Source organism: Streptomyces sp. NPDC101165 (assembly GCF_044768135.1).
In the GTDB taxonomy this organism is placed as follows: Bacteria; Actinomycetota; Actinomycetes; order Streptomycetales; family Streptomycetaceae; genus Streptomyces.
Genome location: NZ_JBIWPG010000018.1, coordinates 91,851 through 117,120 on the forward strand (window position 1 = coordinate 91,851; position 25,270 = coordinate 117,120).

Genomic DNA, 25,270 nt, shown 5'->3' on the forward strand with positions numbered 1-25,270 from the left:
GGGCCGACGCGTTCTCCGACTTCGAACTGTTCGAGGACTCCGGCAAACCATCGGCACCGGAGGTCAGAGGGCGGTGCGGGAGGCTCAGTCAGGGCCTGCGGCGGCACCTGTTCCGCTCAGGGTCAGGGCAGTGGCAAGCAGGCCGAAATCGGCGGGGTGCATGAAGTCTCCATAGAGCGTGGGGGGTTGGAGATACACACACGAGGCAACCTCAGTCTCGACAGGATCCGCTACGCGCGTGGACCAGATACGACAACTCCCCCACCCAGCCTTCACGGGCAGCGCACAGAGACAGGTGCAGTGAGGTTCGCCCGCGCCTATGCCGCCAAGCTGGCATGGTGGCCACACGCATAACCAACCCCCGAACTATGTTGCCCCACCATATGTGCCCCTGACCTGCCTCTTCCTACGGTGTGCCGACACGTACCCGTCCCCACCGCACACGAGGAAGTGGCGCACATGGCCTCCGCAGCAGCATCCGCTCCCCCACCCCCCGCCAGCCTCCCCCGCATCGTCGCCGCCAGCCTCATCGGCACCACCATCGAGTGGTACGACTTCTTCCTGTACGGCTCCGCGGCCGCGCTGGTGTTCAACAAGGTGTTCTTTCCGGACTCCGATCCGCTCGTCGGGACGCTGCTGTCGTTTCTGACGTACGCCGTCGGGTTCGCGGCCCGCCCGCTGGGTGCGCTCGTGTTCGGGCACTACGGTGACCGGCTGGGGCGCAAGAAGTTGCTGGTGCTGAGCCTGCTGCTGATGGGCGGGGCGACCTTCGCCATCGGGCTGCTGCCGACGCACGCGACCGTCGGCTCCGCCGCGCCGGTGCTGCTGACCGCGCTGCGTCTGGTGCAGGGGTTCGCGCTCGGCGGTGAGTGGGGTGGCGCCGTGCTGCTGGTGTCCGAGCACGGGGACGCACGGCGGCGCGGGTTCTGGGCCGCGTGGCCGCAGACGGGGGCGCCCGCCGGGCAGTTGTTGGCCACCGGTGTGCTGTCGCTGCTCACCGCCGTGCTCTCGGACGACGCCTTCGGCACCTGGGGCTGGCGGATCCCGTTCCTGCTCTCCGGTGTGCTGGTGATCATCGGTTTGTGGATTCGACTCTCTGTCGATGAATCGCCTGTCTTCAAGGAGGCGTTGGAGCGGGCCGAGTCACGGCGGTCCGTCGAGACGGAAAAGCTGCCGATCGTCTCCGTGCTGCGGCACCACTGGCGGGACGTGCTCGTCGCCATGGGCGCCCGCATGGCGGAGAACATCAGCTACTACGTCATCACCGCCTTCATCCTCGTGTACGCCACCACGTCCGCCGGCGTCTCGAAGCAGACGGCGCTCAACGCCGTCCTCATCGGCTCCGCCGTGCACTTCGCCGTGATCCCGGCCTGGGGCGCGCTCTCCGACCGGGTCGGGCGGCGGCCGGTGTACCTGCTGGGCGCGGCCGGCGTGGGTCTGTGGATATTCCCGTTCTTCTCGCTCGTCGACACCGGCTCCTTCGGGTACCTGGTGCTCGCCGTGACCGTCGGGCTGGTGCTGCACGGTGCGATGTACGCGCCCCAAGCCGCCTTCTTCGCCGAGATGTTCGCCACCCGGATGCGGTACTCCGGTGCCTCCATCGGTGCCCAGTTCGCCTCGGTGGCGGCCGGTGCGCCCGCCCCGCTCATCGCCACCGCGCTGCTCGCCGACTACGACAGCTCCACCCCGATCGCGCTGTACGTGATCGCGGCCGCCGTGCTGACGCTGATCGCCGTGGGCGTGGCCCGCGAGACCCGTCACCGGGATCTCGCCCAGGTGGAGGCCGGGGACGGCGATCAGACCGCCGTGAGTGCGGCGGCCGACGCTCGGACGGTCTGACCGGCGCGACGGCGCGATCCGACGACCGGCCCCCGTGCGGGGGCCGGTCAGCGCCGTACCGGTGCCGCCAACCGGTGCAGGCGCAGGGCCAGTTGGATCTCCAGGGCGCGGGCGGGGCTCTGCCAGTCCTCGCCCAGGAGGCGGCCCACCCGCTCCAGCCGCTGGGCGACCGTGTTCACGTGCACGTGGAGTGCGTCCTTGGTGCGGGCCGGGCTCAGCCCGCAGTCGAAGTACGCGTCCAGGGTGCGCAGCAGCTCCGTGCCACGGCGCGCGTCGTAGGCCACGACCGGGCCGATGGTGCGGTCCACGAAGCCGCCGATGTCCCGTTCGCCCGCGAGGAGCAGACCGAGGAAGCCGAAGTCCTCGGCCGCCGCGCCGTCTCCGTCACGGCCGAGGAGGTGCAGCGCGTCCAGGCAGCGGCGGCCCTCGGCGTAGGCGGAGGCCACGGTGTCGGGGTGGGCGGCGAGGTCGGTGACGGGGGCGGAGGCGCCGACCGTGACGGGCTGGTGGACGGCCGTGCCGAGGTGGCGGGCGGTACGGCGGGCCACGTCCGTGGCGGTGTCGCCTGCGGCGAGCGGGAGCAGCAGGACCGTGCCGCCGTCGCGGGCCGCCGCCAGACCGTGCCGGGTGGCGGCGAGGTGGGAGGCGGCGGACCACAGGCGGCGGCGGGCGGCGGCTTCCTCGTCGGCGTCGGCCGCCGGGCCGTCGAGGCGGGTCGCGAGGACGACGTGGGTGGCGTCCAGGTCGGCGTGGAGCCGGGCGGCGCGTTCGCGCAGCAGGCGTGGATCCCGGTCGCGGGCGTCGAGCAGGTCGTCCAGCAGTTCGCCCCGCACACGCTGTTCGGCCTCGGAGGCGGAGCGGCGGGCCAGCAGGAGCAGCGAGGTGACCATCGCCGCGCGCTCCAGGGTGCGCTGGTCGACCGGGTCGAGGCCGGGGTGGCCGCGCAGCACCAGCGCGCCGAGGAGTTCGCCGCCCGCGGTCACCGCGGCGATCCAGTCGCTCCCGTGCCGTACGGCGTGCCCCTCGGCACGGGACGCCTCCAGAGGCTCGGCCGGTGCGGTACCGGCCTCGGTGAACTCGACCGTTCCGTCGAGGACTTGGGAGACGGCCGCGGCCACGTCGTGCACCCCGCCGCCGCGCAGCACGAGTTCGGCGAGCCGGTCGTGCACGTCGGAGGCGCGCTCGATGACGGCGCTGCGGTCCCGGATGATCTCGTTGGCGTGCTCCAGCCCGGCGAGGGCCGCGCGGGTCTCGGTGAGCAGGTTGGCGGTGTCGATGGCGGCCGCGGCGAGCGCGGCGAAGGAACCGAGCAGGGCGATCTGCTCGCGTTCGAAGACGCGGGCCCGCCGGTCCGCGGCGAAGAGGACTCCGATGACGTGCGGGCCGAGCATCAGCGGCACACCGAGGATGGCGACCAGGCCCTCGTCGTGGACGCCGGCGTCGATGGTGAGGGTGTGCTGGAAGCGGCCGTCCTGGAAGTAGTCGTCCGTGACGTACGGCCGCGCGGTCTGGGCGACGAGTCCGCCGAGCCCCTCGCCCATGCCGAGGCGCAGCTGCTGGAAGCGGGCGGAGACCGAGCCCTCGGTCACGCGCATGTAGGTGTCGCCGCGTGCCGGGTCGTTGAGGCTGAGGTAGGCGATGTCCGTGCCGAGCAGGGAGCGGGCGCGCTGCACGATCGCCTGGAGGACGGCGTCCAGGTCCCTGAGCCCTGCCAGGTCGTGAGCGGTCTCGAAGAGCGCCGACAGTTCCGCCTCGCGCCGCCGTCGCCCTTCCAGTTCCGAACGCACACGCAGGGCGAGGAGCTTGGCGCGCTCCAGGGCGGCGATCCGGTCCGCCGGCTGTCCCTCCGCGCGGGCGAGCAGCACCGGCTGCTCGTACGCCTCCACCGAGGCGTCGCGGGCCAGCAGCTCGAGATACGGGGCCTCCGCGCTGCCGTCGGACACCCCGGTGGCGCCCTCGGTGGTGGGGCGCTCGGCCGGCTGGACGTGATCGCGAGACATGGTCACAGGATTCCGCATCGTGCGCCCGGCCCGTCGGGCCTGTGGAAAACTCTCCGGCCGGGCGCCGCCGGCCCGCTCAGTGGGCCGTCCATCCGCCGTCCAGCACCAGCGAGGTGCCGGTGACGAAGGACGCGTGCGGGCTGCACAGGTAGGCCACGGCCTCGGCGACCTCCTCCGGTTCGATGAGCCGCCGGACGGCGCTGTCCCTGAGGAGGATGTCGGACAGGACGCGCTCTTCGGGGATGCCGTGCGCCTGGGCCTGGTCGGTGATCTGTTTCTCGACCAGTGGGGTGCGCACATAGGCCGGGTTCACACAGTTCGAGGTCACACCATGGGGGGCGCCCTCCAGGGCAGCGGTCTTGGAGAGGCCTTCGAGACCGTGTTTGGCGGCCACATAGGCGGCCTTGAAGGCCGAGGCGCGCAGCCCGTGGACGGAGGACACGTTGACGATCCGGCCCCAGCCCTGCGCGTACATGTGCGGGAGGGCGCCGCGGACGAGCCGGAACGGCGCCTCCAGCATGACGGTGAGCACCGTGTGGAAGACGTCGGGCGGGAACTGCTCGATGGGGCGCACCAGCTGCAGCCCCGCGTTGTTGACCAGGACGTCGGTGCCGGCGGCGGCGTGTTCGGCGGCATCCAGGTCGGTGAGGTCCAGGACGTGCGGCTCGACAGTGCCCGCCAGGTCCTGGGCCCGGTCGGTGAGTGCGTCCAGGCCGGCGGCGTCCCGGTCGACGGCTCTCACCTTGGCCCCGGCGGCCGCCAGCCGCAGCGCGCAGGCCCCGCCGATGCCGCCGGCGGCACCGGTGACGAGGGCGGTGCGGCCGCCGAGGTCGAGCGAGGGGGCGTGGGGGCCGGGCAGGGCACTGGGCTGGCTCATGTGCCGACCCTAAGCAGCACCCCCGCCCGGCCACATGTGGTCAGACCCCATACTTCATTCGAAACTCGTAGGGGCGAACCATGTGGGTTCGTCCGACAGGGCCTGCTTGATCCGGACCAGCTGATGTTCGTCCATCGGCGGCAGCGCATCCACCTCGAACCAGCCGACGTCCAGCGACTCGTCGTCGTTGACCCGTGCCTCGCCGCCGACGGCCCGGCAGCGGAAGGTGATGTCCATGAACTGGCAGATGTCGCCGTTGTTGTAGGTGATCCGCTCGCCGGACTTCACCATGACGATCCGTTCCGCCACGCACCGTACGGCCGACTCCTCGTACACCTCGCGCACCGCGGCGGCGGCCGGCTGCTCACCGGGCTCCGGGATGCCGGAGAGCAGCGCCCACTGGTGGTTGTCCGCGCGCTGCCCCAGCAGGATCCTGCCCTGGTCGTCGAAGACGACGGCGCTGACTCCCGGGAGCCACAGCAGTTGGTGGCCCGCGGAGGCCCTGATCGTGCGGATGAAGTCAGGAGTAGCCATGGAACCGACCCTAACGGGCCGGTTCCGTCAAGCCGACGGGTCATCGGGCGTACACAGGGCGTGCGGCTACGCGTCACCCGAGCGCCGGGCACGTGTCCCGGACCCGATCGCCCAGCCGAGACCGCCCGCGGCGACCAGCACCAGGGCGATCTCCGGCAGGATGCCCAGCTTGGTCGCGGGCGTCTCGGAAGTGCGCAGCGGGACCTTCTGGACGAGGTAGGCGGGCACGAACATGCCGGTCTTCTGGGTGATCTTCCCGTCCGGCATGATGATCGCGCTGACGCCGCTGGTCACCGGCACGGTCACGGTCCGGCTGTGCTCGACGGCGCGGATCCGGGACATGGCGAGCTGCTGGTAGGTCATCTCGCTGCGGTCGAAGGTGGCGTTGTTGCTGGGCACGGAGATCATCTCCGCGCCGTGCGTGACGGTGTCCCGCACGGCCCAGTCGAAGGCGGCCTCGTAGCAGGTGGCGAGGCCGACCTTGGCGCCGTCGATGTCGAACACGCCCGGCTCGCTGCCCCGGCTGAAGTCCTGGCGGACCATGCTGGTCCAGTTCTTGTTGATCGCGCCGACGAGCCCGCGCAGCGGAAGGTACTCGCCGAACGGCTGCACCTGTCGCTTGTCGTACGTCTGGGTCGGCCCCTTGGCCGGGTCCCACAGGATCTGCTCGTTGAGCAGCCTGCCGCCCTTCTCGACGACTCCGCCGACCGAGATGGGCACCCCGACGGCCCTGGCGGCATTGTCGATGACGGCGGCCGCGTCGGAGTTGGTGAAGGGGTCGATGTCGGAGGAGTTCTCCGGCCACAGCACGTAGTCGGGCTTGGCGACCTTGCCCGCCTTGATGTCGGCGGCGAGCTTGAGGGTCTCCCGCGCGTGGTAGTCGAGGACGGCCCGCCGCTGGGCGCTGAACTCCAGCCCGGCCCGGGGCACGTTGCCCTGGATGACCGCGACGGTCGCATTGCCGTCCTCGGCCTTGTCGCTCACCAGCGGCCGCGCGGCGACCGCTCCCGCCACCGGTACGGCGACGCTCAGCAGCGCGACGGCAGCGGCCCCGCGCCGGAGGGTCCGGGTGCGGCGCCGCTCGGCGATCAGGCGCCCCGCCTCGTACAGACCGAAGCCGCACAGGACCACCGCGAAGCCGAGCACAGGGGTGCCGCCCACAGCGGCGAGCGGCAGGAAGACGCCGTCGGCCTGGCCGAAGGCGATCTTGCCCCAGGGGAAGCCACGGAAGGGCACGCGCGCGCGTACCGCCTCGCCCGCGATCCACAGGGCGGCCGCCCACACCGGCCAGGCAGGCAGCTTGGCCACCGCGGCGACACCGACGCCCACGAGGGCGACGAAGACCGCCTCGATGGCGACCAGCGCGAGCCAGGGGCCGGGACCGACCTCCACGCCGGTCCACACCAGCAGCGGCAGGAGGAAGCCGAGGCCGAAGAGGTAGCCGAGGCCGAACGCCGCCTTCCGGGTGCGGCCGCGCAGTACCCAGGCGAAGCCGGCGAAGGCGGGCAGGGCCAGCCACCACAGGGGGCGCGGCGGGAAGCTGACGTAGAGCAGCACTCCGCAGAGCGCGGAGGCGACGGCCGGGACCAGGCGCAGCAGTCGGCGGCCGCGCGCGCTCGGCGCGGGGGACGGCTGGAGGCCGGACTGGTCCACGGAAGTTGCGGTGACGGTCACCCGGGGAGTGTACGGCGGTTGACGTTGCCGCCGACAGCACGGGCTGGTGCGAGCGGTGCCCCCACCTGCACCGCGCCGGAATCACGACGTTCCTGCTCTGCACGTGCCCAAATCGGTCATCAGCCGTTACGGTGTGCCCGAGCCTCAGTGGTGCGGCCGGTCCCGGTGCGTGCGGCCGGGGCCTGCCACAGGTCGGGGGACCGGGGTGCGAGGGGCGACGGGTGGGGTCGACGGGGACGAGGTCCGCCACCGGTGCGGACGCTTACAGAGACAGACGAAACGTTTCTGACGGGGCGGGCATGATCCTGCTGGGAGCATGCGCCGCCTGGTCGCTGATCACGGCGGCGGCCCACGACGGGCGGCCCGAAGGGATGCTCCTCGCGGTGCTCGCCGTGATCGCCGGTTATGCCGCGGGCCGGATCTCCGGTGCGCTGCTTCCGGTGGCCGCGCCCTGCGCCGGTGCGTCGGTGGGACTCGCACTGGCCGTGGTCCTGCCCGACCTCTCCCCCGGCCCCCGGTACGCCGCCCCGCTCGGGCACGCCGGGGCCACCGCGGCCCTGCTGGCGCTGGCCACCGGCGCCGCGTGCTGTGCCGCCTGGGCCGCGCGCGGGCCCGGGTTGCGACTCGGTCTGCGGCTGCTCGCCGCCGGGATCGCGCTGACCGGGGCCGCCATGGGCTCGGCCATCGGCTGCGCGGCCAGTGCCGCGGTTCTGCTGTGCTCCCTCGCCGCGGGCTCGATGCCCCGCCGGGGCGTCGGAATCGCTGGTCTCGCGCTCGCGGCGGCCCTGGCGGCGGGGACGATCTGGGCGGTCGCCGCCGGTGCCCTGCCCGAGGCGCTGGAGAGCCGGTTCACCCCGCACCGGGTCCAGCTCTGGCAGGACGCGCTGCGACTGGCCCGCCGGGACACGGGCCTGGGCATCGGCCCGGGCCGCTTCGGCGAGCTGAGCGACGCCGCGCCACAGGCCGTCCTGGCCGACGACAGACCGCATTCGGCCCTGCTCCAGCAGGCGGCCGAACAGGGCCTCGTCGGGGTGCTCCTGCTCGCCGCCGGATTCGGCTGGGCCCTCTACGCCCTGTGGCGCACCCCGCGCTCCACACCGATCGCCCTCACCGCGGGCGCGGCACTGACCGCCCTGGCCGCGATCGCCTCCGTCGGCAACGCACTGAGCTTCACCACGGTGACGGCCGGCGCGGGTCTGCTGGCGGGGTGGGCTACGGCACGGCCGTGGACGGGCGACAGCACGGAGCTTTAGCGAGGCAGAGGGCGGGAGCGCGGAGTCCGGCGCGCGCGGGGTCAGCGCCTGGTGTCAGCGAGTGGCGGCGTCCGACGCGAAGCGGCCCGGATTCCCGAACGAGCCCGGCAGCCCGACGCTCTCAGCCCAGCCGGTCCTGATGGCCCGCGCCGCTCGCCTCGGCGCGCTCAGGCGCAGAGCGGGAGCGCGGCGTCCGGCGCACGCGAGGGCAACGTCCGGTGTTTGCGAAGGCAGCATCCGACTGCAGCCCGCCGCCTACGCGCGCTCAGGCACAGGCTGAGAGCCTGGCGTCCGACTCGAAGCGGCGTGCGTTCCCCACATGACCCGGCCGCCCGCCGCTCTCAGCTCGCGCCCCCCGGCGTCATCGTCCGCAGCCGGTCCCTGATGGCCCGGACCGCCGCCTCCGCGTTGTCCACGGTGATCGTGAAGGTGTGGCCGTCCCACAGACGCAGGACGATGCCCTCGCCCCGGCGGACGACGACCGCGGTGCCCTTCTCGGGGCGCCAGCGGTAGCCCCAGCCGCCCCAGTGACGCGGGGTGACATGGGCGGTGAAGTCGGCGCCGGCGACCTGGGAGAGCGGGATGCGGCGGCGCGGCACGCCGATGTGGCCGCAGCGCACCTCGACGCACTCCTTGTCGAGCTTGAGGTCGACGTGCACGAAAGCGAGCGTGCCGAAGAGGACCAGCAGTCCGGCGGCGATGCAGCCCACGACGGACATCACCAGCGGGGCGATGCCGGAGCTCCAGGCCGAGTCCACGGCCAGCTCGATGCCGAGCGCCATGCAGGCCGCGCCGCCCAGCGCCAGCAGCCACTGCACCCGGTTGGTGGCACGCCCGGTCCAGACGTCGGGGTGCGAGGTGTCCTCGGGGTCGCGGTGCTCCCTCATGTTTACGAGGTTACTCAGGTTTCGCTCCGCGGGTACCGGCGTGCGGAGGGTGACTGTTCCGGGCGGCGCGCCCGGTGGAGGCGGCCGCCCCAGGTCACCGGCGGTCGGCGAGCAGTACGGCGGCGGGCAGCAGCCGTCCTTCGGCATAGTGCAGCGCGGGCGCGGGCAGCACGCCCTCGCGACCGCTCAGCAGCACCGTCAGCGTGCCCTCGGCCGGGGCCTCGGGGGCGGGCTGTTTGCCGAGGCGCCGCAGGGCCTGGGCGACCACGGCGCCGGCGGAGCCGTGCAGCGCGAGCGGAGCGGCACCGGGGCGCTGGACGGCGGCGCGGATACGTTCCGCCACCAGCTCGTAGTGGGTGCAGCCGAGGACGACGGTCGTCACGTCCTCCGGGGTCAGCGCGGCCGCGGCGGCGATCGCCACGTCGATGGCCGCCTCGTCCGCGTGCTCCACGGCCTCCGCGAGCCCCCAGCAGGGCACCTCGGTGACCCGGACGCCGTCGGCGAAGTCCTCGATGAGACCGCGCTGGTAGGGGCTTCCAGTGGTGGCGGGCGTGGCCCAGATGGCGACGGGGCCGCCGCCGGCGGCGGCCGGCTTGATCGCCGGGACCGTGCCGATCACCGGGACGCCGGGCTCCAGGCGCGCGCGCAGGGCGGGCAGGGCGTGCACGGTGGCGGTGTTGCAGCCGATGATCAGGGCGTCGGGCCGGCGGGCCACGGCGGCCTCGGCAACGGCCAGGGCACGTCGGGTGAGGTCCTCGGGCGTGCGCGGCCCCCAGGGCATGCCGTCGGGGTCGAGGGAGAGGACGAGATCCGCATCGGGGCGCAGGCGCCGTACCACGGCGGTGGCCGCCAGCAGGCCGATTCCGGAGTCCATGAGCGCGATCTTCACCCGGCCACGATAGACGATGCGCCCTTGCGCCCCGGTCCGGTGGGGCAGACTGCGCCCGTGAGCGCGATCGTGTGGACCACCGTCGTATCCCTCGCCGCCTGGTGCTGGCTGCTGCTGTGCCAGGGCTTCTTCTGGCGCACGGACGTCCGGCTGCCTCCGCGCCGGGAACCTGCCGTGTGGCCGTCGGTCTGTGTGGTCGTACCGGCCCGTGACGAGGCCGGTGTGCTGCCCGCGAGCCTGCCGTCGCTGCTCGCGCAGGACTATCCGGGGCGGGCCGAGGTCTTCCTCGTGGACGACGGGAGCACGGACGGCACCGGGGAGCTGGCCCGCGAGCTGTCGCGGCGGCACAGCGGGCTGCCGCTCACGGTGGACTCCCCCGGTGAGCCGCCCGCGGGCTGGACGGGCAAGCTGTGGGCGGTGCGGCACGGCATCGGCCTCGCACGCGCGCGTGAGCCCGAGTATCTGCTCCTGACGGACGCGGACATCGCGCACGCCCCGGACAGTCTGCGGGAACTGGTGGCGGCGGCCCGCACCGGGGGTTTCGACGTGGTGTCGCAGATGGCGCGGCTGCGGGTGGAGAGCCTGTGGGAACGGCTCGTGGTCCCGGCGTTCGTCTACTTCTTCGCGCAGCTGTATCCCTTCCGGTGGATCGGCCTGCGGGGGTCGCGGACGGCGGCGGCCGCGGGCGGCTGTGTCCTGCTGCGCGCGGACATGGCCGAGAAGGCGCGGATCCCGGACGCCATCCGGCACGCCGTCATCGACGACGTCGCCCTCGCGCGCGCGGTGAAGGGCTCCGGCGGTCACATCTGGCTCGGGCTGGCCGACCGGGTGGACAGCGTGCGTCCCTATCCGCGGCTGCGCGACCTGTGGCGGATGGTCTCGCGCAGCGCGTATGCCCAGCTGCGGCACAACCCGTTGCTGCTGCTCGGCACGGTAGCCGGGCTCGCCCTGGTGTACCTGGTGCCGCCCGCGGCCGTGGTGGCCGGTGCCGTCACGGGCAGCGCGGCGACGGCGATCGTGGGCGCGGCCGCGTGGGCGGTGATGACGGGGACGTACGTGCCCATGCTCCGGTACTACCGGCAGCCGCTGTGGACGGCGCCGCTGCTGCCCTTCACCGCACTCCTCTACCTCCTCATGACGGTCGACTCCGCCGTGCGGCACTACCGGGGGCGCGGGGCGGCCTGGAAGGGCCGCACCTACGCGCGTCCGGACGCCGTGCCCGACGAGAGCTGAAATGCGGCTACTTGCGGCCCGGTGTCCAGTTCATTCCCCACCCGTAGGCGTGGTCTATGGTCCGCTGCGGGCTCACTCCGCGCTCCGGTACCAGGTAGCGCGCCTCACGCTGGACGACGAGGTCGCCGCCGGTGTTGGTGATCAGGGCGAGCGCGCACACCGTGGAGGGGATCGTGCACTCGTCCAGTGAGAAGTCGATCGGGGCGCCGTGCTGGGGCTGGAGGGTGACCGTGGCGTGCAGGTCGGCGAAGGAGGCCGCGCCTTCGTAGATGGTGACGAAGACCAGAATGCGCCGGAAGTCCTGTTTGTGGTCGAGATTGACGGTGAGGTTCTCCCCGCTCGCCACGGCGCCCGTACGGTCGTCGCCGTCGAGGTGGATGTACGGCGGCCGGTTCAGGGACCCGAAGGCGTTGCCTAGTGCCTGTACGACGCCCTTGCGGCCGTCGGCGAGTTCGTACAGGGCGCACAGGTCGAGATCGAGGTCCCCCTGGCCACCGCCCCATCGGCCGCCCCAGCCCGGGAACTGCTTGCGCACCTGCCAGTTGAGGTTGACCCGCATGGCGCCGGAGGTGCCGCCCTGCTTGGCCAGGGAGACGGAGGGGGCCGCCTTGGTGAGGGTGACCTTGGAGAGGCGGACCGGCGCGGCCGGAGGGGTCGCCGGGGGTGGCGGCAGGGGCACGGGAGCGGTGGTCGGCGGTGGCACGGTCGAGGCCGGCGGAACCGGCGGCGCGGCGGGGGACGCGGAATGCGGTGCGACTGCCGTGCGAGGAGGCGCGGCGTGCTGCGGTTCGTCGACGGTGATGCCGAAGTCCGTTGCCAGGCCCTCGAGTCCGCTGCTGTAGCCCTGGCCGACGGCGCGGAACTTCCAGCCGCCCTGACGGCGGTAGAACTCGCCGAGCACGAAGGCCGTCTCCACGGTCGCGCCGGGGCTGTCGAAGCGGGCGACCGCGACACCGGCGCTGTCGGTCACTTCGATGTAGAGGTCCGGGACCTGCCCGAACGTCCCGCCGTCCGCGGAGGCCGCGAGGACGACCCGCTCGATCCCGCTCTCCACGCGCGCGAGGTCCACGAAGAGGGTGTCGATGACGCGCCCGCCGACGGTCCGCTTGCCCTCGTGACGGACCGCGCCGGAGAGGTGCGCGGGCTGGTTGTAGAAGACGAAGTCCCCGTCGGAGCGGACCTTTCCGGCCGCGAGCAACAGTGCCGAGGCGTCCGCGTCGGGCACGCCGGGTCCGGAGCGCCAGCCCAATTCGACGCGCAGGGCCGTGGTCGGCACCGGCGCATTCGATCCTTTCGGCATTGTCATGTCCGCCCCCATCGCGTGTCGACGTCCCGGACGTACCCGGGCTCCCGAGATCATCCCTACCCGCCCAACCTATTCCCGAGGACGGGGAACGCCCCACGAGCAGCACAGGAAGATCGCCGGTCAACCGCCGGTAACCCGCCAGGAAGTCGGCATTTACACGATCCAAACGTTGAACGGCGTCCATTTTTGCCAAGTTCGCTCGGATTGGGGATCCCGAGTCACTGCGGACACGGAAAACAACCCTCTTATCGGTCTCCCCAACCAGCACATCGTGGGCTTAACTTATGTGCCATGACCTCCCCCCGCTCCACCTATGGCGGCGGCTACTACTCCGCCTCCTTCCCGGACACCCCGATCTACGACTCGCTCGTGGCCGAGCGGGGCACCCCGCAGATCGCCCCGATCCGGGTCCCCGCCGCGTACGACACGGGCAGCAACCTGCCCGCGCTCCCGTCGGCGCTGCCCGCCCTCCCGGCGGCTCCGTCCCCACAGGTCCCCGCCTACGGCTACGGCTACCCACAGGTCCAGCCCGCCCCGCTGCAGCAGGCGCCCACGGCGTACATCCCGCAGCAGGCGAGCGCGCCCCGCGGCTATCCCGGCCAGCAGGCCCCGCAGCCGCCGCGTCCGATGGCGGGCGGCACGGGCTACGAGGCCATGCGCCCCGCCGCGCCGCGGCCCGCCCCGGCTCCGTACCAGGACCCGTACAACAACCAGCAGTACCGCGGCTACTGACCGGCGCGCCCCGGCTGTCGGTGCCACCTGGCACGATGGCGTCATGGGGAACGCCGAACTGCAGTCGATCCACGTCCATCCGGTCAAGGCGTTCCGGGGTGTCGCGCCCCGGGCAGCCGTGGTGGAGCCCTGGGGGCTGGCCGGAGACCGGCGCTGGACTCTCATCGACGACGGGGGAAAGGTCGTCACACAGCGCGAGGAGCCGCGCCTCGCACTGGCCGCCGCCGAGCCTCTGCCCGGCGGCGGCGTTCGTCTCTCCGCGCCCGGTCAGGAGCCGCTCACGGTCCTCGTCCCGGAGCCGGGAGCGACGGTGCCGACGCACGTCTTCGGCACGAAGGTGGAGGCGGTCCTCGCCTCCGACACGGCTCACGACTGGTGTTCCGCCTATCTCGGTGCCGATGTCCGTCTGGTTCACATGGACGATCCGGCCACCCGGCGTCCGGTCGACCCGGAGTACGCACTGCCGGGCGAGACGGTCAGCTTCGCCGACGGCTACCCCCTGCTGGTCACCACCGTCGCCTCCCTCGACGCCCTGAACTCCCTCATAGCCGAGGGCGACGACGCCGCCGAGGGCCCCCTGCCCATGAACCGTTTCCGTCCCAACGTGGTCGTGGCGGGGACCGAGGCCTGGGCCGAGGACGACTGGGCGGAGATCGCCATCGGCGAGGTGGTCTTCCGGGTCGCCAAGACCTCCGGGCGCTGCGTCGTGACCACGACCGACCAGGACACCGCCGTACGCGGCCGTGAGCCCCTGCGCACGCTCGCACGGCACCGCAGGGTCGGCTCGCGGCTGCTCTTCGGCCAGAACCTGGTCGCTCTCACATCCGGCACGATCCGGGTCGGGGACCCGGTGCGAGTGCTCACGTAGCGAAACGGCTCGGCGGGCGGGGAACCCAGGGGCGGGGCCCGGTCGTTGAGACGACGTGAGAATTGCGTGAGAGGCCCCGGGCCCGGAGTGATCTCGATCTCTCCGGGTCCGGGCCGGGGGTGAGCGGCTCCGTCGGGGGTTGTCGCGGAGCGGAAGGGGGTGGGGGGGACGTGCGAGCAATCCGCGGCCTGTGGCGCTGGCGGCGCAATCCGCTGCGCCGCGCGACCGACATGGCCGAGGCCTGGGTGGCCCTCGTGGCGCTGGTGCTGGTCACGGTGGCCGCGCCCGTGATCGGTTGCCTGGTCGGCGTGGCCGCGCAGGACTCCCTGCAGCGCTCCGTGCGGGAGCAGCAGCACTCCCGCCACCTCGTCACGGCCACCGTGGTCCGCGGGCTGGGCAGGGCCCCGACGGAGACCGACCCCGACACCGGCACCGCGCACGACGTCCGCAGTCGCGTCCTCGCCGACTGGACGGCGCCGGACGGCACCCGGCAGCACGGAGCTGCGCTGGCGAACCTCAAGTCCCCGCACGCGGGTGACCACTTCAGGCTCTGGACGGATCCGCACGGCCGAATAACGACCCGCCCGCTGGACTCCCCCACGGCGACGACGCACGCGGTGCTCGCCGGATTCGGTGCGGCTCTGCTGACCGTGGGCCTGGTCGAGAGCGGCCGGCGGCTGATCGTCTGGCGCATGGTCCGCCGCCGGTACGCGCGTTGGGATCAGGCCTGGGACCGGGCGGGTCCGGACTGGGGCAAGGCGGGCACCGGCAGCTGACGGCCTTTCCGGCTCTGGTCAACCCACCACCCGCGCGCACGCTACGGTGGACCGGCCGACTCGCTTCGGCATCAAACCCGCGTACTACGAGGTGGGGGCACAGCAACGCCATGGCACAGGGCACGGTCCAGGTGACGCACACCGGTACATCGCGGTGGCGGCGCCGCACGGGTGAGTACGCTTCGCTCGCCGCCGCCCTGGAGGCCGCCGCCGACGGCGACGTCCTCACCATCGCGCCCGGTACCTACCGGGAGAACCTCGTCGTCCAGCGGTCGGTGACGCTGCGCGGGCCGGAGGGCTCGCCGGGCTCGGTGCGGATCGCGCCCGTGGACGGGGTGCCGCTGACCGTGCGGGCCTCAGCGGTGGTGCAGGACCTGCACGTGGAGGGTCAGGACGCGGCGGCGCCCGCCCTGTTGGTGGAGGACGGCACGCCCGAGCTGATGGACCTGCGGATCGTCACGCGGTCCGCCGCGGGCATCGAGGTGCGGGGCGGGGCGCGTCCGACCGTGCGGCGCTGCACCGTCGACAACCCGGCCGGCATCGGCATCGCCGTCCTCGACGGCGGCGGCGGGGTGTTCGAGGAGTGCGAGGTCGTCGCGGCCGGACAGGCGGGCGTGGCGGTCCGCGGCGGCGCCCATCCCCGCCTGGAGCGGTGCCGGGTGCACCACGCCTCCGGCACCGGCCTGACCGCGACCGGGGAGAACTCCGCTCTGGAGGCCGTCGGTTGCGAGGTGTACGAGGTCCGGGGTTCCGGGGTGCAGGTCACCCAGCGGGCCACGGCGCACCTGACCGACTGCGACGTGCACCGCACCACGGCCGACGGTGTCACGCTCGACACGGACGCGGTGCTCACGCTCGCGGACTGCCGGATCCACGACATCCCGGAGAACGCGGTCGATCTGCGCTCCCGTTCGGTGCTCACGCTGACCCGGACAACCGTGCGTCGGTTCGGGCGCAACGGCCTGTCGGTGTGGGACCCGGGCACCCGGGTGGACGCCAACCAGTGCGAGATCTTCGACAGCACCGGCGACTATCCGGCGGTGTGGGTGAGCGACGGCGCCACCGCGGTGCTCGAGTCCTGCCGGGTGCACGACGTGCCGGACGCACTGTTCGTGCTGGACCGCGGCTCGCGCGCGGACGTCGTGGACAGCGACCTGTCCCAGGTGCGCAACACGGCCGTGTCGGTGAGCGACGGCGCGACCGCGCAGCTCGACGACTGCCGGATCCGGGAGGCGGCCACCGGCGCCTGGTTCCGCGACCACGGCAGCGGCGGAACGCTCAACAACTGCACCGTGGACGGCACGCAGACCGGTGTGATCGTCACCAAGGGCGCCGACCCGACCATCGAGCGGTGCACGGTCGACTCGCCCGCCGAGGCGGGTTTCTACGTGTCCGCCGGCGGCCGGGGCAGCTTCCTGAACTGCCGGGTCAGCGGCAGCGGCGGCTACGGCTTCCATGTGATCGACGGCTGCCGTACGACGCTGCGGAAGTGCCGCACGGAGCGGTGTTCGCGCGGCGGTTACGAGTTCGCCGACGCGGGGCCGGACGCGGGGGCCGGAACGGGACCCGTCGTGGAGGACTGCACCAGCGACGAGAGCGGCAGCCTCAGGCCGCCGGCGGCCCGCGAGACGGTGGTACAGACCTCCTCCCCCTCGACCGGGCTGCTCGGCGCGATCCCCGGGCAGCGCACCACGGAGCAGGAGCCGCTCGTCGCCGCGGCCGAGCCGGAGAAGGCGGCCCGGACGTCGAAGGCCGTGCTCGGTGAACTGGACGCGCTGGTCGGGCTGGAGAGCGTCAAGCGCGAGGTGCGGGCGCTGACCGACATGATCGAGGTGGGCCGGCGCCGGCAGCAGGCGGGCCTGAAGGCGGCCTCGGTCAAGCGGCACCTGGTCTTCACCGGCTCCCCCGGCACCGGCAAGACGACGGTCGCCCGGCTGTACGGCGAGATCCTCGCCTCGCTCGGGGTACTGGAGAAGGGCCACCTGGTCGAGGTGTCCCGGGTCGACCTGGTCGGCGAGCACATCGGCTCCACCGCGATCCGCACCCAGGAGGCCTTCGAACGGGCGCGCGGCGGTGTGCTGTTCATCGACGAGGCCTACGCGCTGTCCCCGGAGGACGCCGGACGGGACTTCGGCAAGGAGGCCATCGACACGCTGGTGAAGCTGATGGAGGACCACCGGGACGCGGTGGTGGTGATCGTCGCCGGCTACACGGCCGAGATGGAGCGCTTCCTCTCCGTCAACCCCGGTGTCGCCTCCCGCTTCTCCCGGACCATCACCTTCAGCGACTACGGCCCCGACGAACTGCTCAGGATCGTCGAGCAGCAGGCCGACGAGCACGAGTACCGGCTGGCGCCGGGTGCTTCGGAGGGCCTGCTGAAGTACTTCACGGCGATCCCGAAGGGCCCCGCGTTCGGCAACGGCCGTACCGCGCGCCAGACCTTCGAGGCGATGGTGGAGCGGCACGCGAGCCGTGTCGCGCAGCTGGAGGACCCCAGCACCGACGACCTGACCCTGCTCTATGCGGAGGACCTGCCGGAGCTGCCCTGAGGACTCACTCCGGCGCCCCCGGTACCAGGCGCTGCCCCGGGAGGTCCGGGTGCAGGCGGGCCAGCAGCCTGGCCCTCTCCCGTGCGAAGGCCGGGTCCGCCTGGTAGTCGGAGTGGCCGAGGATCGGGGCCGGGAGCGGTTGGCGGGAAGTGCGGCCGTAGGCGAGCGGGTCCTTCAGGGGCTGGTGGTCGACCTCCGGGCCGCAGTCGCCGGGGAGGCGGACCGGGCCGCCGATGGGGTCGGTGCGGCGGTGGAGGTTGCGCCAGCAGGCGACGTCGCCGTGCAGGGCGGCCAGTGCCCGCGGGCCGAAGTGGGCCGGGAACCAGCGGCCGTACAGGCGCTCCAGCGGGGAGCCGTAGGTGAGCAGGGCGACCCGCTTGCGCACGGACGGGGTCAGCTGCCACGCCGCTGCTGCCGCCAGGACGCTGCCCTGGGAGTGGCCGGAGAGGACCAGACGGCCGCCGGTGCGCCGGGTCCAGGTCGCCATCCGCCAGGTCAGGTCAGGTACCGCGCGCTCGGCGTAGCAGGGCGGGGCGAAGGGATGGGCGGCGCGCGGCCAGAAGGTGCCGACGTCCCACAGGATGCCGATGGTGCGGCGGGCGGAGGCGTCCCGGTAGGCGCGCCGCGCCCAGGTGACGAACAGGACGAAGCCCACTCCGACCAGCCAGGAGCCGAGCGTCTGCGAGGTCTCGGCCACGGCCTGGACGACGTCGTAGGTCCGCCGGGCCGCGCCCTCGGGGGGCTCTCCGGTGGCCAGGGCACCGGCCAGCGCTGCGGCGCCGATCAGCAGGGTGGTGGCGGCGAGTACAGTGATGATCAGCGGCGCCCGGTCGGTGAGGGTGGCCATGGCGCGGGCCTGGGCGATGGCGCGGGTGCGGGACGGGTCCTCGGGCTCGCCGGGGTGCTCGTCACGTACGCGGTCGCGTTCGGCGCGGGCGAGCCGTGCGGTGCGCAGGGCCAGGTGGGCGACGACGGCGAGCAGCACCGCGAGGATCGGCGGGATCGCGGACGCCTGCCAGGTCAGCAGCACCGGGGGTCCGTCGAGCAGGGCCCGGGTGCCGTCCAGCCAGTCGGCGACCCGCTGCGCGACGCCGCCGGACATCACACCGCCCAGCGCGCAGGCGAGCAGCGCGACCGCCGGGCCGCCGAGGCCGCGCATCCCGGCGCGCGGGTCCGGGTGCCGGCGGTACAGGTCGTGGGCGACGGCGGCGAGGACGACGACGAGCAGGCCCTGGGCCAGCATGAGGGCGCCGAAGGCCGGGTCCCCGGGCAGCCGCCCGGCGGACCGCCAGCCGGGGCGGGACCAGCCGGTGTACAGCACGGTGAGCAGCAGCAGGGCGAGGGCGCCGAGCGGCAGGCGGCGTACGAGGTGGCGGTCGAGCTGCTGGTCGAGGCGGTTCTCGCTGCGGCCCCGGCGGCAGACCACGCCCACCACGGCGGCCACGCAGCCGAGCAGGGCGGCGGTGAGGATCCAGCTGAGGGTGTCCAGGGCCGCGGGGCCGCCGGAGCGGTGGTCGAAGTGGGCCGCGGGCGTCAGGACGGCGGCGGCGACGGTGAGCAGGCCCGCCGCGGTGTGGGCCGCGCGCAGCCGGGCGACCAGGCGCCGGCCGTACCAGAAGCCGGGCCGGGCCAGGGCGCTGCCGTCGGTCTCCGGCTCGGGGTCGCGGGACATTGGCCGGTGGGACTCGTAGGCGCTCCAGGTGCGGTGCGAGAGGTACCAGAGCAGGGCGGTGAGCCCGGCCGGGACCGACGCGGCCAGGGCGAGCCGGCGGCCGGGCAGGCTCCACCAGCCGTCACCGGAGGCGGCGGGTGAGAGGAAGCCGAGCCAGGAGTGGCGCTGGGCACAGGCGGCGACGCCCGCGCACTGCCAGGCCACCAGGTCGAGGGCGACCTCGCAGGCCGCGGCCACCAGCAGCACCGTGAGGGTGAGGGCGGCCAGACGCACGAGGAGGCCGTAGAACCGGACGGTGCGTCCGCGGCCGAAGGCGGCGGGGCGCATCCAGTGGGCGAGGTTGACCACCATGAACGGCAGTAACAGAAGCCATAAGGCGCGGCTGCCGTCGCCGGAGGTCAGATTGCACCAGACGTACGCCTCCTGCACCGGCTCACTCTGCGGCTCCTGCCCGGCCGGGGCGTCCGCGGTGTGATCGGCGCGCCGGAAGACCGCGGCGGTGTCGTCGCCGGTGATCCGGACGGTGCGCGGGTCGCCGAGCATCTTCTCCGGGGTGGTGCCGCCGACTCCGTGCACCAGGAGTTCCAGCTCGGGCTCCGCCTTCGTGACCTGCGCGCCGGGACGGTCCGTCTCCTGCGCGGCAATGCGTTCTTCTGCACGTTCCACTGTTCTCGCACTTCCCCCGTGACGCGCCTCAAGGCATGTGACCGTGCGCGCATCAGGATCTCCGTTTCGGGGGCGTCGTACACCTCTCGTCACGGAATCTCCCCGATCCGTGTGACTGCGGGTGGGAGACATGAGGCCCGGTTGTGCCCGAATGACATGAGCGCGTCGTAACGGGTAGTGGCGCAACCGGTACCCTCCCGTGAAAAGATGGGACCGCCGCGCACCGAAGACGGATGGAACGTCCAGGTCGGAGCAGGTGCGGCGGGCGTGTCGGACGGATTGCGGCGAAAGGACCGGAGCGTACGTGAGTGAGAATCAGAACCTCCTCGCGGAGCAGCGCCGCGCCCTGATCGTGGACGAGGTCCGGCGCCGGGGCGGTGTGCGGGTCAACGAACTGACCCGCAAGCTCGGCGTGTCGGACATGACCGTGCGCCGCGATCTCGACGCGCTGGCCCGCCAGGGCGTGCTGGAGAAGGTGCACGGCGGCGCGGTCCCGGTGGTCGAGGCGAGCACCCATGAGCCGGGCTTCGAGGCCAAGTCAGGTCTGGAGCTGTCGGCCAAGGAGGACATCGCGCGGGCCGCCGCCCGGCTGGTCACTCCGGGTACGGCGATCGCCCTGTCGGGCGGTACGACGACCTACGCGCTCGCGCAGCACCTGCTGGAGGTGCCCGATCTGACCGTGGTGACGAACTCGGTGCGGGTCGCGGACGTCTTCCACGCGGCGCAGCGCACCTCGGGGCAGCGGCAGGGCGCGGCCACGGTGGTGCTGACCGGCGGGGTGCGCACCCCGTCCGACTCGCTGGTGGGCCCGGTGGCCGACCAGGCGATCGCCGCGCTCCACTTCGACCTGCTCTTCCTCGGGGTGCACGGGATATCGGTCGAGGCGGGCCTGTCGACGCCGAACCTCGCGGAGGCCGAGACCAACCGGCGGCTGGTGCAGTCGGCGCGCCGGGTCGTGGTGGTGGCGGACCACACCAAGTGGGGCACGGTGGGCCTCAGTTCGTTCGCCGCGCTGGAGCAGGTGGACACGCTGGTCACCGACGCCGGCCTGCCCACCGATGCGCGGGCGGAGATCTCCGAGCACCTGAGGCGGCTGGTGGTGGCGGGCGAACCGGAAGAGGACGAGGACATCTGACATAGCGTCAGCTAGGCTGCCCGGTGCAACACCCCGCTTTCCCGAGGGACTTCACGAGGGGGTTCGTCACCATGGCTCACCGTCTGCGCCCGGTGGAGTTCGACTTCGTCGAGACCGCCCCCGTCCGGCTCGTGTTCGCCCGGGACGTCGCGGCCGCTCCAGAAGCGGTCTTCCACGCGCTCGCCGAGGACGTGCCCGGCTGGCCGGAGTGGTTCTCGGCGGTGTCCTCGGCCCTGCCGACCGAGGGCGGGCGCCGGGTGCGGCTCCGGGGCGGCATCCGTTTCGAGGAATCGGTGCTGGTGGCGAAGGCGCCCGAGGTGTACGCCTACCGCGTCGACGTGACCAACACCCCGGGGGCCCGTGCCTGGATCGAGGAGTGGCGGCTCGCCCCGGCCGGCACCGGAACCCGGGTCCGGATGACCTTCGCCCTGGACGGCACGGCCGCGTTCCGCCTCGTGTGCCGCCTCGCCCGCCCGGGGGTGGGCCGCGCGTTCCGGGACGCCGTCACGGCACTGGACCGGCGACTGGGCGGGTGACCCGCACCCCCTGACCTCCCCCACTTCCCGCGATCGGCACGGAGAGCGAGCGGTTCGCCGCGCCCCGGCCCGGCAGTCCACGGATGCGACCAGCGCGCGCCGCGCCCATGCTGGAGAGGGCCGTGCAATCCGGACACATGTGAGGGATTCCGTCATGACTGCCCAGCCCGCCATCGGCGACGTCGTCCTGGAGCCCGCCTCCCAGGAACTGGCCGACGCCACCTCCCAGCCGCCGTTCCTGTACGAGATCGGCGTGGAGAAGGCCCGCAAGGTCCTCGACGACCTCCAGGCTCAACCGATCGAGAAGCTCCCCGTCGACGAGGAGTGGGTCACCGTGCCCTTCGACGTCGACGGCGTGCGGGCACGCATCGTACGGCCGCCGGGCGTGGCGGAGCCGCTGCCGGTGGTGCTGTACATGCACGGGGGCGGCTGGATCCTCGGCAATGCGGACACCCACGACCGGCTGGTGCGCGAACTCGCCGTCGGAGCCCGGGCCGCCGTCGTCTTCGTCGAATACACGCGATCACCCGAGGCGCAGTACCCGGTGGCCCTGGAGCAGGGATACGCGACCGCCCAGTGGATCGTCCATCACGGCGCCCCGCGCGGGCTCGACGCCTCCCGGCTGGCGGTGGCGGGCGACTCGGTCGGCGGCAACATGACCGCGGCGCTGGCCCTGCTGGCCAAGGAGCGCCGCGACTTCTCCTTCGTCCACCAGTCGCTCTACTACCCCGTCACCGACGCCGGAATGGACACGCCCTCCTACCGGCAGTTCGCCCAGGGCTACTTCCTCACCGCCAAGGCGATGGAGTGGTTCTGGGACGCCTACCTGCCGGAACCCTCCCAGCGCTCGGCGATCACGGTCTCACCGCTGCGGGCGAGCCTGGAGCAACTGGCCGGGCTGCCGCCCGCGTACGTGGTCGTCGACGAGGCCGACGTCCTGCGCGACGAGGGCGAGGCCTACGCGGCCAGGCTCCGGGCCGCGGGCGTGCCGGTCACGACGGTCCGCTACGCCGGGATCACGCACGACTTCATGATGCTGAACCCGCTCAGCGGCACGCACGCGACGCGCGCAGCCGTGGCCCAGGCCGTCGCGGTGCTGCGCACGGCCCTCGGCACGAACGAGCCGTAGAGCGCCCGCCTCGGAGACCGGCTCAGTCCGGCCACACGCCCGTCGCCAGCAGGGACTCGATCGCCTCCGTGTACGGGGCGATGTCGAGGCCCTGCTCCTCGAGCCAGGTGTCCGAGTAGTACTTGTCGAGGTAGCGGTCCCCCGGGTCGCACAGCAGGGTGACCACACTGCCCGTGCGGCCCTCGGCCACCATCTCGGAGACGATCTTCAGCGCACTCCACAGGCCCGTGCCCGTCGAACCGCCCGCCTTGCGGCCGATGGCCCGCTCCAGGGCGCGTACGGCGGCCACGCTGGCCGCGTCGGGGACCTTCATCATCCGGTCGATGGCGCCGGGCACGAAGCTCGGCTCCATCCGCGGCCGGCCGATGCCCTCGATACGGGAGCCGCAGTCGCACGTGACGTCCGGGTCACCGGTCGTCCAGCCCTCGAAGAAACAGGAGTTGTCCGGGTCGGCGACGCAGATGCGGGTGTCGAACTGCATGTAGTGGACGTAGCGCGCGAGGGTCGCCGAGGTGCCGCCGGTACCCGCCGTGGCCACGATCCAGGCCGGCTCCGGGAACCGCTCCAACTCCAGCTGGCGGAAGATGGATTCGGCGATGTTGTTGTTGCCGCGCCAGTCGGTGGCCCGCTCGGCGTAGGTGAACTGGTCCATGTAGTGGCCGCCGGTCTCCACCGCGAGGCGGGCGGACTCCTCGTACATCTTCCGGGAGTCGTCCACGAAGTGGCACTGTCCGCCGTGGAACTCGATCAGGCGGCACTTCTCGGCGCTCGTCGTGCGCGGCATGACCGCGATGAAGGGCACGCCGATCAGCTTGGCGAAGTAGGCCTCGGAGACCGCCGTCGAGCCGCTGGACGCCTCGATCACCGGGCGGCCCGGGCGGATCCAGCCATTGCACAGACCGTAGAGGAACAGGGAGCGGGCCAGCCGGTGCTTGAGGCTGCCGGTGGGGTGCGTCGACTCGTCCTTGAGGTACAGGTCGATGCCCCACTGCTCGGGGAGCGGGAACTTGAGGAGGTGCGTGTCGGCCGAGCGCTGGTGGTCGGCCTGTACCTTGCGGACGGCTTCTTTGAGCCAGTCGCGGTAGGCGGCGTCGCTGCGGTCGACGTCGAGGGTGGCGCCGGTCCGGGTCTGTGGGGTGGTGCTCACGACGGGGCTCCTTAGGCTGGGCACCGACAGCGCTTCGCGCGGCCGACACCTCGATCATAAGCACCTTCCACACCGCTTCCCACCTGCATAAACGCATCTTTGAGCCACCCAAAGACAGGCTGGGGCACACCCATGCGCGGCACTCGGGGGCGCATTGGCGCGAGTGCTCCGACGTCCCGTCGCACGCGCCACCTGCGTACTGGTGCTCCAGGCCGCATCGGGGCAGACTGCACCGGACGGGACGATCGTCCCGAACAGGGGCGCACACCGGATCGGCAGAGCCGGTACGGCCCCGGGCGGTACGACCGGACACGGGCCGGATCCGGACCCACGCGGGCCGGGGTCCGGCGAGCGACGCACAAGGGGGCGGCGAAGGATGGCGGAGCCGGAGTTCACAGCCACGGGCGTGCGGATAGGCAAGCGGATGCGTTCGCTCACCCGGGCCGGAAAGGTCCGGATCAGCGACGGCAGGGTGGAGTTGCTCAACAGCTACGGCAGCGAGATCGACAGCGCACCCGTGCAGGCGGTGCGCGCCTCCAAGCCGTGGTTCGCACCGGAGGACCGGGCGACGGCGGACCTCAACGGCAACCGGTACCTGCTGACGCTGGGCGAGCAGGACCCCGCACCGGGCGAACCGGGGCCACCCGCGGCGCGACGGTTCATCGAGGCGGTGCGCCGGGCGGCCGGACGCGGCACCTGAGCCCGGTCCGATCTCGTCTGACCTGCGTCCGGTCGCTGCGAGTTGCGGGAGCGCACCCGCTGCGTCACGCTGGTCTCACGTCACTCTGGGTTTACCGGCGATAACGCTGCGAACCAGCCCGCCGGCCACGACAGCAGGCGGACGTTTGGACGCAAGCACCCTGCTGGATCCGTTGTTCTCCGTGTTCCTCCGGTTCCTCCGGACCTCACATCGGGGAGTCGCAGCCGTGATCAGTCATCCAAGCAGGCACTGCATGGTGGAGCTCCAAGCCCTGCCGTCGCGGATCGGCCAGGTCCGCAGAATCGTATCTGCACAGTTGCGCTACTGGCATTTGGACCCGTTGATAGACCGGGCCGCGCTCGGTGTGACCGAGTTGCTCAGCAACGTCCACCGGCATGCCCGGCCCGACAAGTCGTGCACCGTCGAGCTGGAACTCCTGGTCGACCGGCTCACGGTCTCGGTGCGCGATCACGATCCGCGCCTCCCGGTGGTGGCCGACACGACGGACGTCGCTCCCCTGGCCACCTGTGGGCGCGGCCTGGCGATGGTGGCCGCGATGAGCGAGAGCTGGGGGGCACGCCCGGACGGCGACAACGGCAAGATCGTGTGGTTCACGCTGCCCGCGCCGTCCACGGCCCAGCGGCAGCCGGCCCGCTCGCCCCGCCCCATGGCCGAGCCGCAGCCGGTACCGCGGCTCACCGAGGTGCAGCCGGCGCCGACCCCGGTCGCCGCTGCTCCGACCCCCGTGGTGGCCCACGCCTCGGCCGCGGCACCCGCTCCCGCCCGGTCGGCCGTCCCCGGCTGACCGGGCGGTGAGTCGGTCACCTGCCGCGGTGACTTCCGCCGCACTTCCGTAGGGAGGCGCCGC

At 72.8% G+C, this 25,270-nt stretch carries 21 protein-coding genes; 12 read left to right on the forward strand and 9 right to left on the reverse strand.

Translation table 11 applies throughout. The features are described 5' to 3' along the window. Positions 1-459 precede the first annotated feature (459 nt). The gene (locus ACIRVH_RS33110) at positions 460-1,839 is read left to right on the forward strand and encodes an MFS transporter (protein ID WP_403960924.1); all 1,380 of its coding nucleotides are present in this window, start codon (positions 460-462) and stop codon (positions 1,837-1,839) included. Positions 1,840-1,886: 47 nt separating this feature from the next. On the opposite strand, the gene ACIRVH_RS33115 is transcribed toward ACIRVH_RS33110, so the two are convergent. The 4 genes from ACIRVH_RS33115 to lnt all read right to left on the reverse strand — a co-directional run bounded on the left by ACIRVH_RS33115 (position 1,887) and on the right by lnt (position 6,924). After that, positions 1,887-3,839: a helix-turn-helix domain-containing protein gene (locus ACIRVH_RS33115; RefSeq protein WP_403960926.1), complete on the reverse strand. Its 1,953-nt coding sequence runs from the start codon at positions 3,837-3,839 to the stop codon at positions 1,887-1,889. A 76-nt stretch (positions 3,840-3,915) separates the two neighbouring features. Beyond that, on the reverse strand, positions 3,916-4,716 hold the full coding sequence (locus tag ACIRVH_RS33120; protein ID WP_403960929.1) for a 3-hydroxybutyrate dehydrogenase: 801 nt from the start codon (positions 4,714-4,716) through the stop codon (positions 3,916-3,918). Positions 4,717-4,770: 54 nt separating this feature from the next. After that, positions 4,771-5,250: an NUDIX hydrolase gene (locus tag ACIRVH_RS33125; protein ID WP_403960932.1), complete on the reverse strand. Its 480-nt coding sequence runs from the start codon at positions 5,248-5,250 to the stop codon at positions 4,771-4,773. A gap of 66 nt (positions 5,251-5,316) precedes the next feature. Next, positions 5,317-6,924 carry an apolipoprotein N-acyltransferase gene (gene lnt / locus ACIRVH_RS33130; RefSeq protein WP_403960938.1) on the reverse strand — a complete coding sequence of 536 codons (1,608 nt, stop codon included), beginning with the start codon at positions 6,922-6,924 and terminating at the stop codon, positions 5,317-5,319. 299 nt (positions 6,925-7,223) lie between these two features. Between lnt and ACIRVH_RS33135 the strand changes: the two genes are divergently transcribed. Further along, positions 7,224-8,177 (forward strand): O-antigen ligase family protein, encoded by a 954-nt coding sequence (locus ACIRVH_RS33135; RefSeq protein ID WP_403960941.1) that lies wholly within the window; start codon positions 7,224-7,226, stop codon positions 8,175-8,177. Between the two features lie 341 nt (positions 8,178-8,518). Here ACIRVH_RS33135 and ACIRVH_RS33140 read toward each other — a convergent pair whose 3' ends face one another. After that, complete coding sequence (locus tag ACIRVH_RS33140; RefSeq protein ID WP_403960944.1) at positions 8,519-9,064, reverse strand: hypothetical protein; 546 nt, start codon at positions 9,062-9,064, stop codon at positions 8,519-8,521. Positions 9,065-9,158: 94 nt separating this feature from the next. Beyond that, positions 9,159-9,953, reverse strand: a complete 795-nt coding sequence (locus ACIRVH_RS33145) for a glutamate racemase (protein WP_403960947.1) — start codon at positions 9,951-9,953, stop codon at positions 9,159-9,161. A 57-nt stretch (positions 9,954-10,010) separates the two neighbouring features. On the opposite strand from ACIRVH_RS33145, the gene ACIRVH_RS33150 reads away from it, so the two are divergent. Beyond that, a complete protein-coding gene (locus tag ACIRVH_RS33150) occupies positions 10,011-11,186 on the forward strand; it encodes a glycosyltransferase (RefSeq protein ID WP_403960951.1) in 1,176 nt (391 codons plus the stop codon). Positions 11,187-11,193: 7 nt separating this feature from the next. Here ACIRVH_RS33150 and ACIRVH_RS33155 read toward each other — a convergent pair whose 3' ends face one another. Then, positions 11,194-12,504 (reverse strand): TerD family protein, encoded by a 1,311-nt coding sequence (locus ACIRVH_RS33155; RefSeq protein ID WP_403960954.1) that lies wholly within the window; start codon positions 12,502-12,504, stop codon positions 11,194-11,196. A gap of 279 nt (positions 12,505-12,783) precedes the next feature. On the opposite strand from ACIRVH_RS33155, the gene ACIRVH_RS33160 reads away from it, so the two are divergent. The 4 genes from ACIRVH_RS33160 to ACIRVH_RS33175 all read left to right on the forward strand — a co-directional run bounded on the left by ACIRVH_RS33160 (position 12,784) and on the right by ACIRVH_RS33175 (position 17,417). Then, positions 12,784-13,224, forward strand: coding sequence for a DUF6643 family protein (locus ACIRVH_RS33160; RefSeq protein ID WP_403960957.1), 441 nt, complete (start codon positions 12,784-12,786; stop codon positions 13,222-13,224). Positions 13,225-13,267: 43 nt separating this feature from the next. Further along, positions 13,268-14,092 carry an MOSC domain-containing protein gene (locus ACIRVH_RS33165; RefSeq protein WP_403960960.1) on the forward strand — a complete coding sequence of 275 codons (825 nt, stop codon included), beginning with the start codon at positions 13,268-13,270 and terminating at the stop codon, positions 14,090-14,092. Between the two features lie 170 nt (positions 14,093-14,262). Beyond that, entirely contained in the window at positions 14,263-14,868 is a 606-nt protein-coding gene (locus ACIRVH_RS33170) for a hypothetical protein (protein ID WP_403960964.1), read from the forward strand. A gap of 110 nt (positions 14,869-14,978) precedes the next feature. Next, the gene (locus ACIRVH_RS33175) at positions 14,979-17,417 is read left to right on the forward strand and encodes a right-handed parallel beta-helix repeat-containing protein (protein ID WP_403960967.1); all 2,439 of its coding nucleotides are present in this window, start codon (positions 14,979-14,981) and stop codon (positions 17,415-17,417) included. Between the two features lie 4 nt (positions 17,418-17,421). Here the strand turns inward: ACIRVH_RS33175 and ACIRVH_RS33180 are convergent, their stop codons facing one another. After that, positions 17,422-19,755, reverse strand: a complete 2,334-nt coding sequence (locus tag ACIRVH_RS33180; RefSeq protein ID WP_403960970.1) for a hypothetical protein — start codon at positions 19,753-19,755, stop codon at positions 17,422-17,424. 304 nt (positions 19,756-20,059) lie between these two features. On the opposite strand from ACIRVH_RS33180, the gene ACIRVH_RS33185 reads away from it, so the two are divergent. The 3 genes from ACIRVH_RS33185 (at position 20,060) to ACIRVH_RS33195 (ending at position 22,555) form a co-directional block, all read left to right on the forward strand. Beyond that, the gene (locus tag ACIRVH_RS33185) at positions 20,060-20,890 is read left to right on the forward strand and encodes a DeoR/GlpR family DNA-binding transcription regulator (protein WP_393478710.1); all 831 of its coding nucleotides are present in this window, start codon (positions 20,060-20,062) and stop codon (positions 20,888-20,890) included. 71 nt (positions 20,891-20,961) lie between these two features. Beyond that, complete coding sequence (locus ACIRVH_RS33190) at positions 20,962-21,426, forward strand: SRPBCC family protein (protein WP_403960974.1); 465 nt, start codon at positions 20,962-20,964, stop codon at positions 21,424-21,426. A gap of 154 nt (positions 21,427-21,580) precedes the next feature. Further along, a complete protein-coding gene (locus ACIRVH_RS33195; RefSeq protein WP_403960977.1) occupies positions 21,581-22,555 on the forward strand; it encodes an alpha/beta hydrolase in 975 nt (324 codons plus the stop codon). Between the two features lie 22 nt (positions 22,556-22,577). Here ACIRVH_RS33195 and ACIRVH_RS33200 read toward each other — a convergent pair whose 3' ends face one another. Beyond that, positions 22,578-23,702 carry a PLP-dependent cysteine synthase family protein gene (locus tag ACIRVH_RS33200; protein ID WP_403960980.1) on the reverse strand — a complete coding sequence of 375 codons (1,125 nt, stop codon included), beginning with the start codon at positions 23,700-23,702 and terminating at the stop codon, positions 22,578-22,580. Between the two features lie 376 nt (positions 23,703-24,078). Between ACIRVH_RS33200 and ACIRVH_RS33205 the strand changes: the two genes are divergently transcribed. Next, complete coding sequence (locus tag ACIRVH_RS33205) at positions 24,079-24,402, forward strand: hypothetical protein (protein WP_403960983.1); 324 nt, start codon at positions 24,079-24,081, stop codon at positions 24,400-24,402. Between the two features lie 226 nt (positions 24,403-24,628). Further along, entirely contained in the window at positions 24,629-25,207 is a 579-nt protein-coding gene (locus ACIRVH_RS33210; protein ID WP_403960985.1) for an ATP-binding protein, read from the forward strand. Positions 25,208-25,270 lie beyond the last annotated feature (63 nt).

Coding starts and splice junctions, on each gene's coding strand:
- ACIRVH_RS33110 (WP_403960924.1), top strand. CDS start 460: ATGGCCTCCGCAGCAGCATCCGCTCCCCCACCCCCCGCCAGCCTCCCC.
- ACIRVH_RS33115 (WP_403960926.1), bottom strand. CDS start 3,839: ATGTCTCGCGATCACGTCCAGCCGGCCGAGCGCCCCACCACCGAGGGC.
- ACIRVH_RS33120 (WP_403960929.1), bottom strand. CDS start 4,716: ATGAGCCAGCCCAGTGCCCTGCCCGGCCCCCACGCCCCCTCGCTCGAC.
- ACIRVH_RS33125 (WP_403960932.1), bottom strand. CDS start 5,250: ATGGCTACTCCTGACTTCATCCGCACGATCAGGGCCTCCGCGGGCCAC.
- ACIRVH_RS33135 (WP_403960941.1), top strand. CDS start 7,224: ATGATCCTGCTGGGAGCATGCGCCGCCTGGTCGCTGATCACGGCGGCG.
- ACIRVH_RS33140 (WP_403960944.1), bottom strand. CDS start 9,064: ATGAGGGAGCACCGCGACCCCGAGGACACCTCGCACCCCGACGTCTGG.
- ACIRVH_RS33155 (WP_403960954.1), bottom strand. CDS start 12,504: ATGGGGGCGGACATGACAATGCCGAAAGGATCGAATGCGCCGGTGCCG.
- ACIRVH_RS33160 (WP_403960957.1), top strand. CDS start 12,784: ATGACCTCCCCCCGCTCCACCTATGGCGGCGGCTACTACTCCGCCTCC.
- ACIRVH_RS33165 (WP_403960960.1), top strand. CDS start 13,268: ATGGGGAACGCCGAACTGCAGTCGATCCACGTCCATCCGGTCAAGGCG.
- ACIRVH_RS33175 (WP_403960967.1), top strand. CDS start 14,979: ATGGCACAGGGCACGGTCCAGGTGACGCACACCGGTACATCGCGGTGG.
- ACIRVH_RS33190 (WP_403960974.1), top strand. CDS start 20,962: ATGGCTCACCGTCTGCGCCCGGTGGAGTTCGACTTCGTCGAGACCGCC.
- ACIRVH_RS33195 (WP_403960977.1), top strand. CDS start 21,581: ATGACTGCCCAGCCCGCCATCGGCGACGTCGTCCTGGAGCCCGCCTCC.
- ACIRVH_RS33205 (WP_403960983.1), top strand. CDS start 24,079: ATGGCGGAGCCGGAGTTCACAGCCACGGGCGTGCGGATAGGCAAGCGG.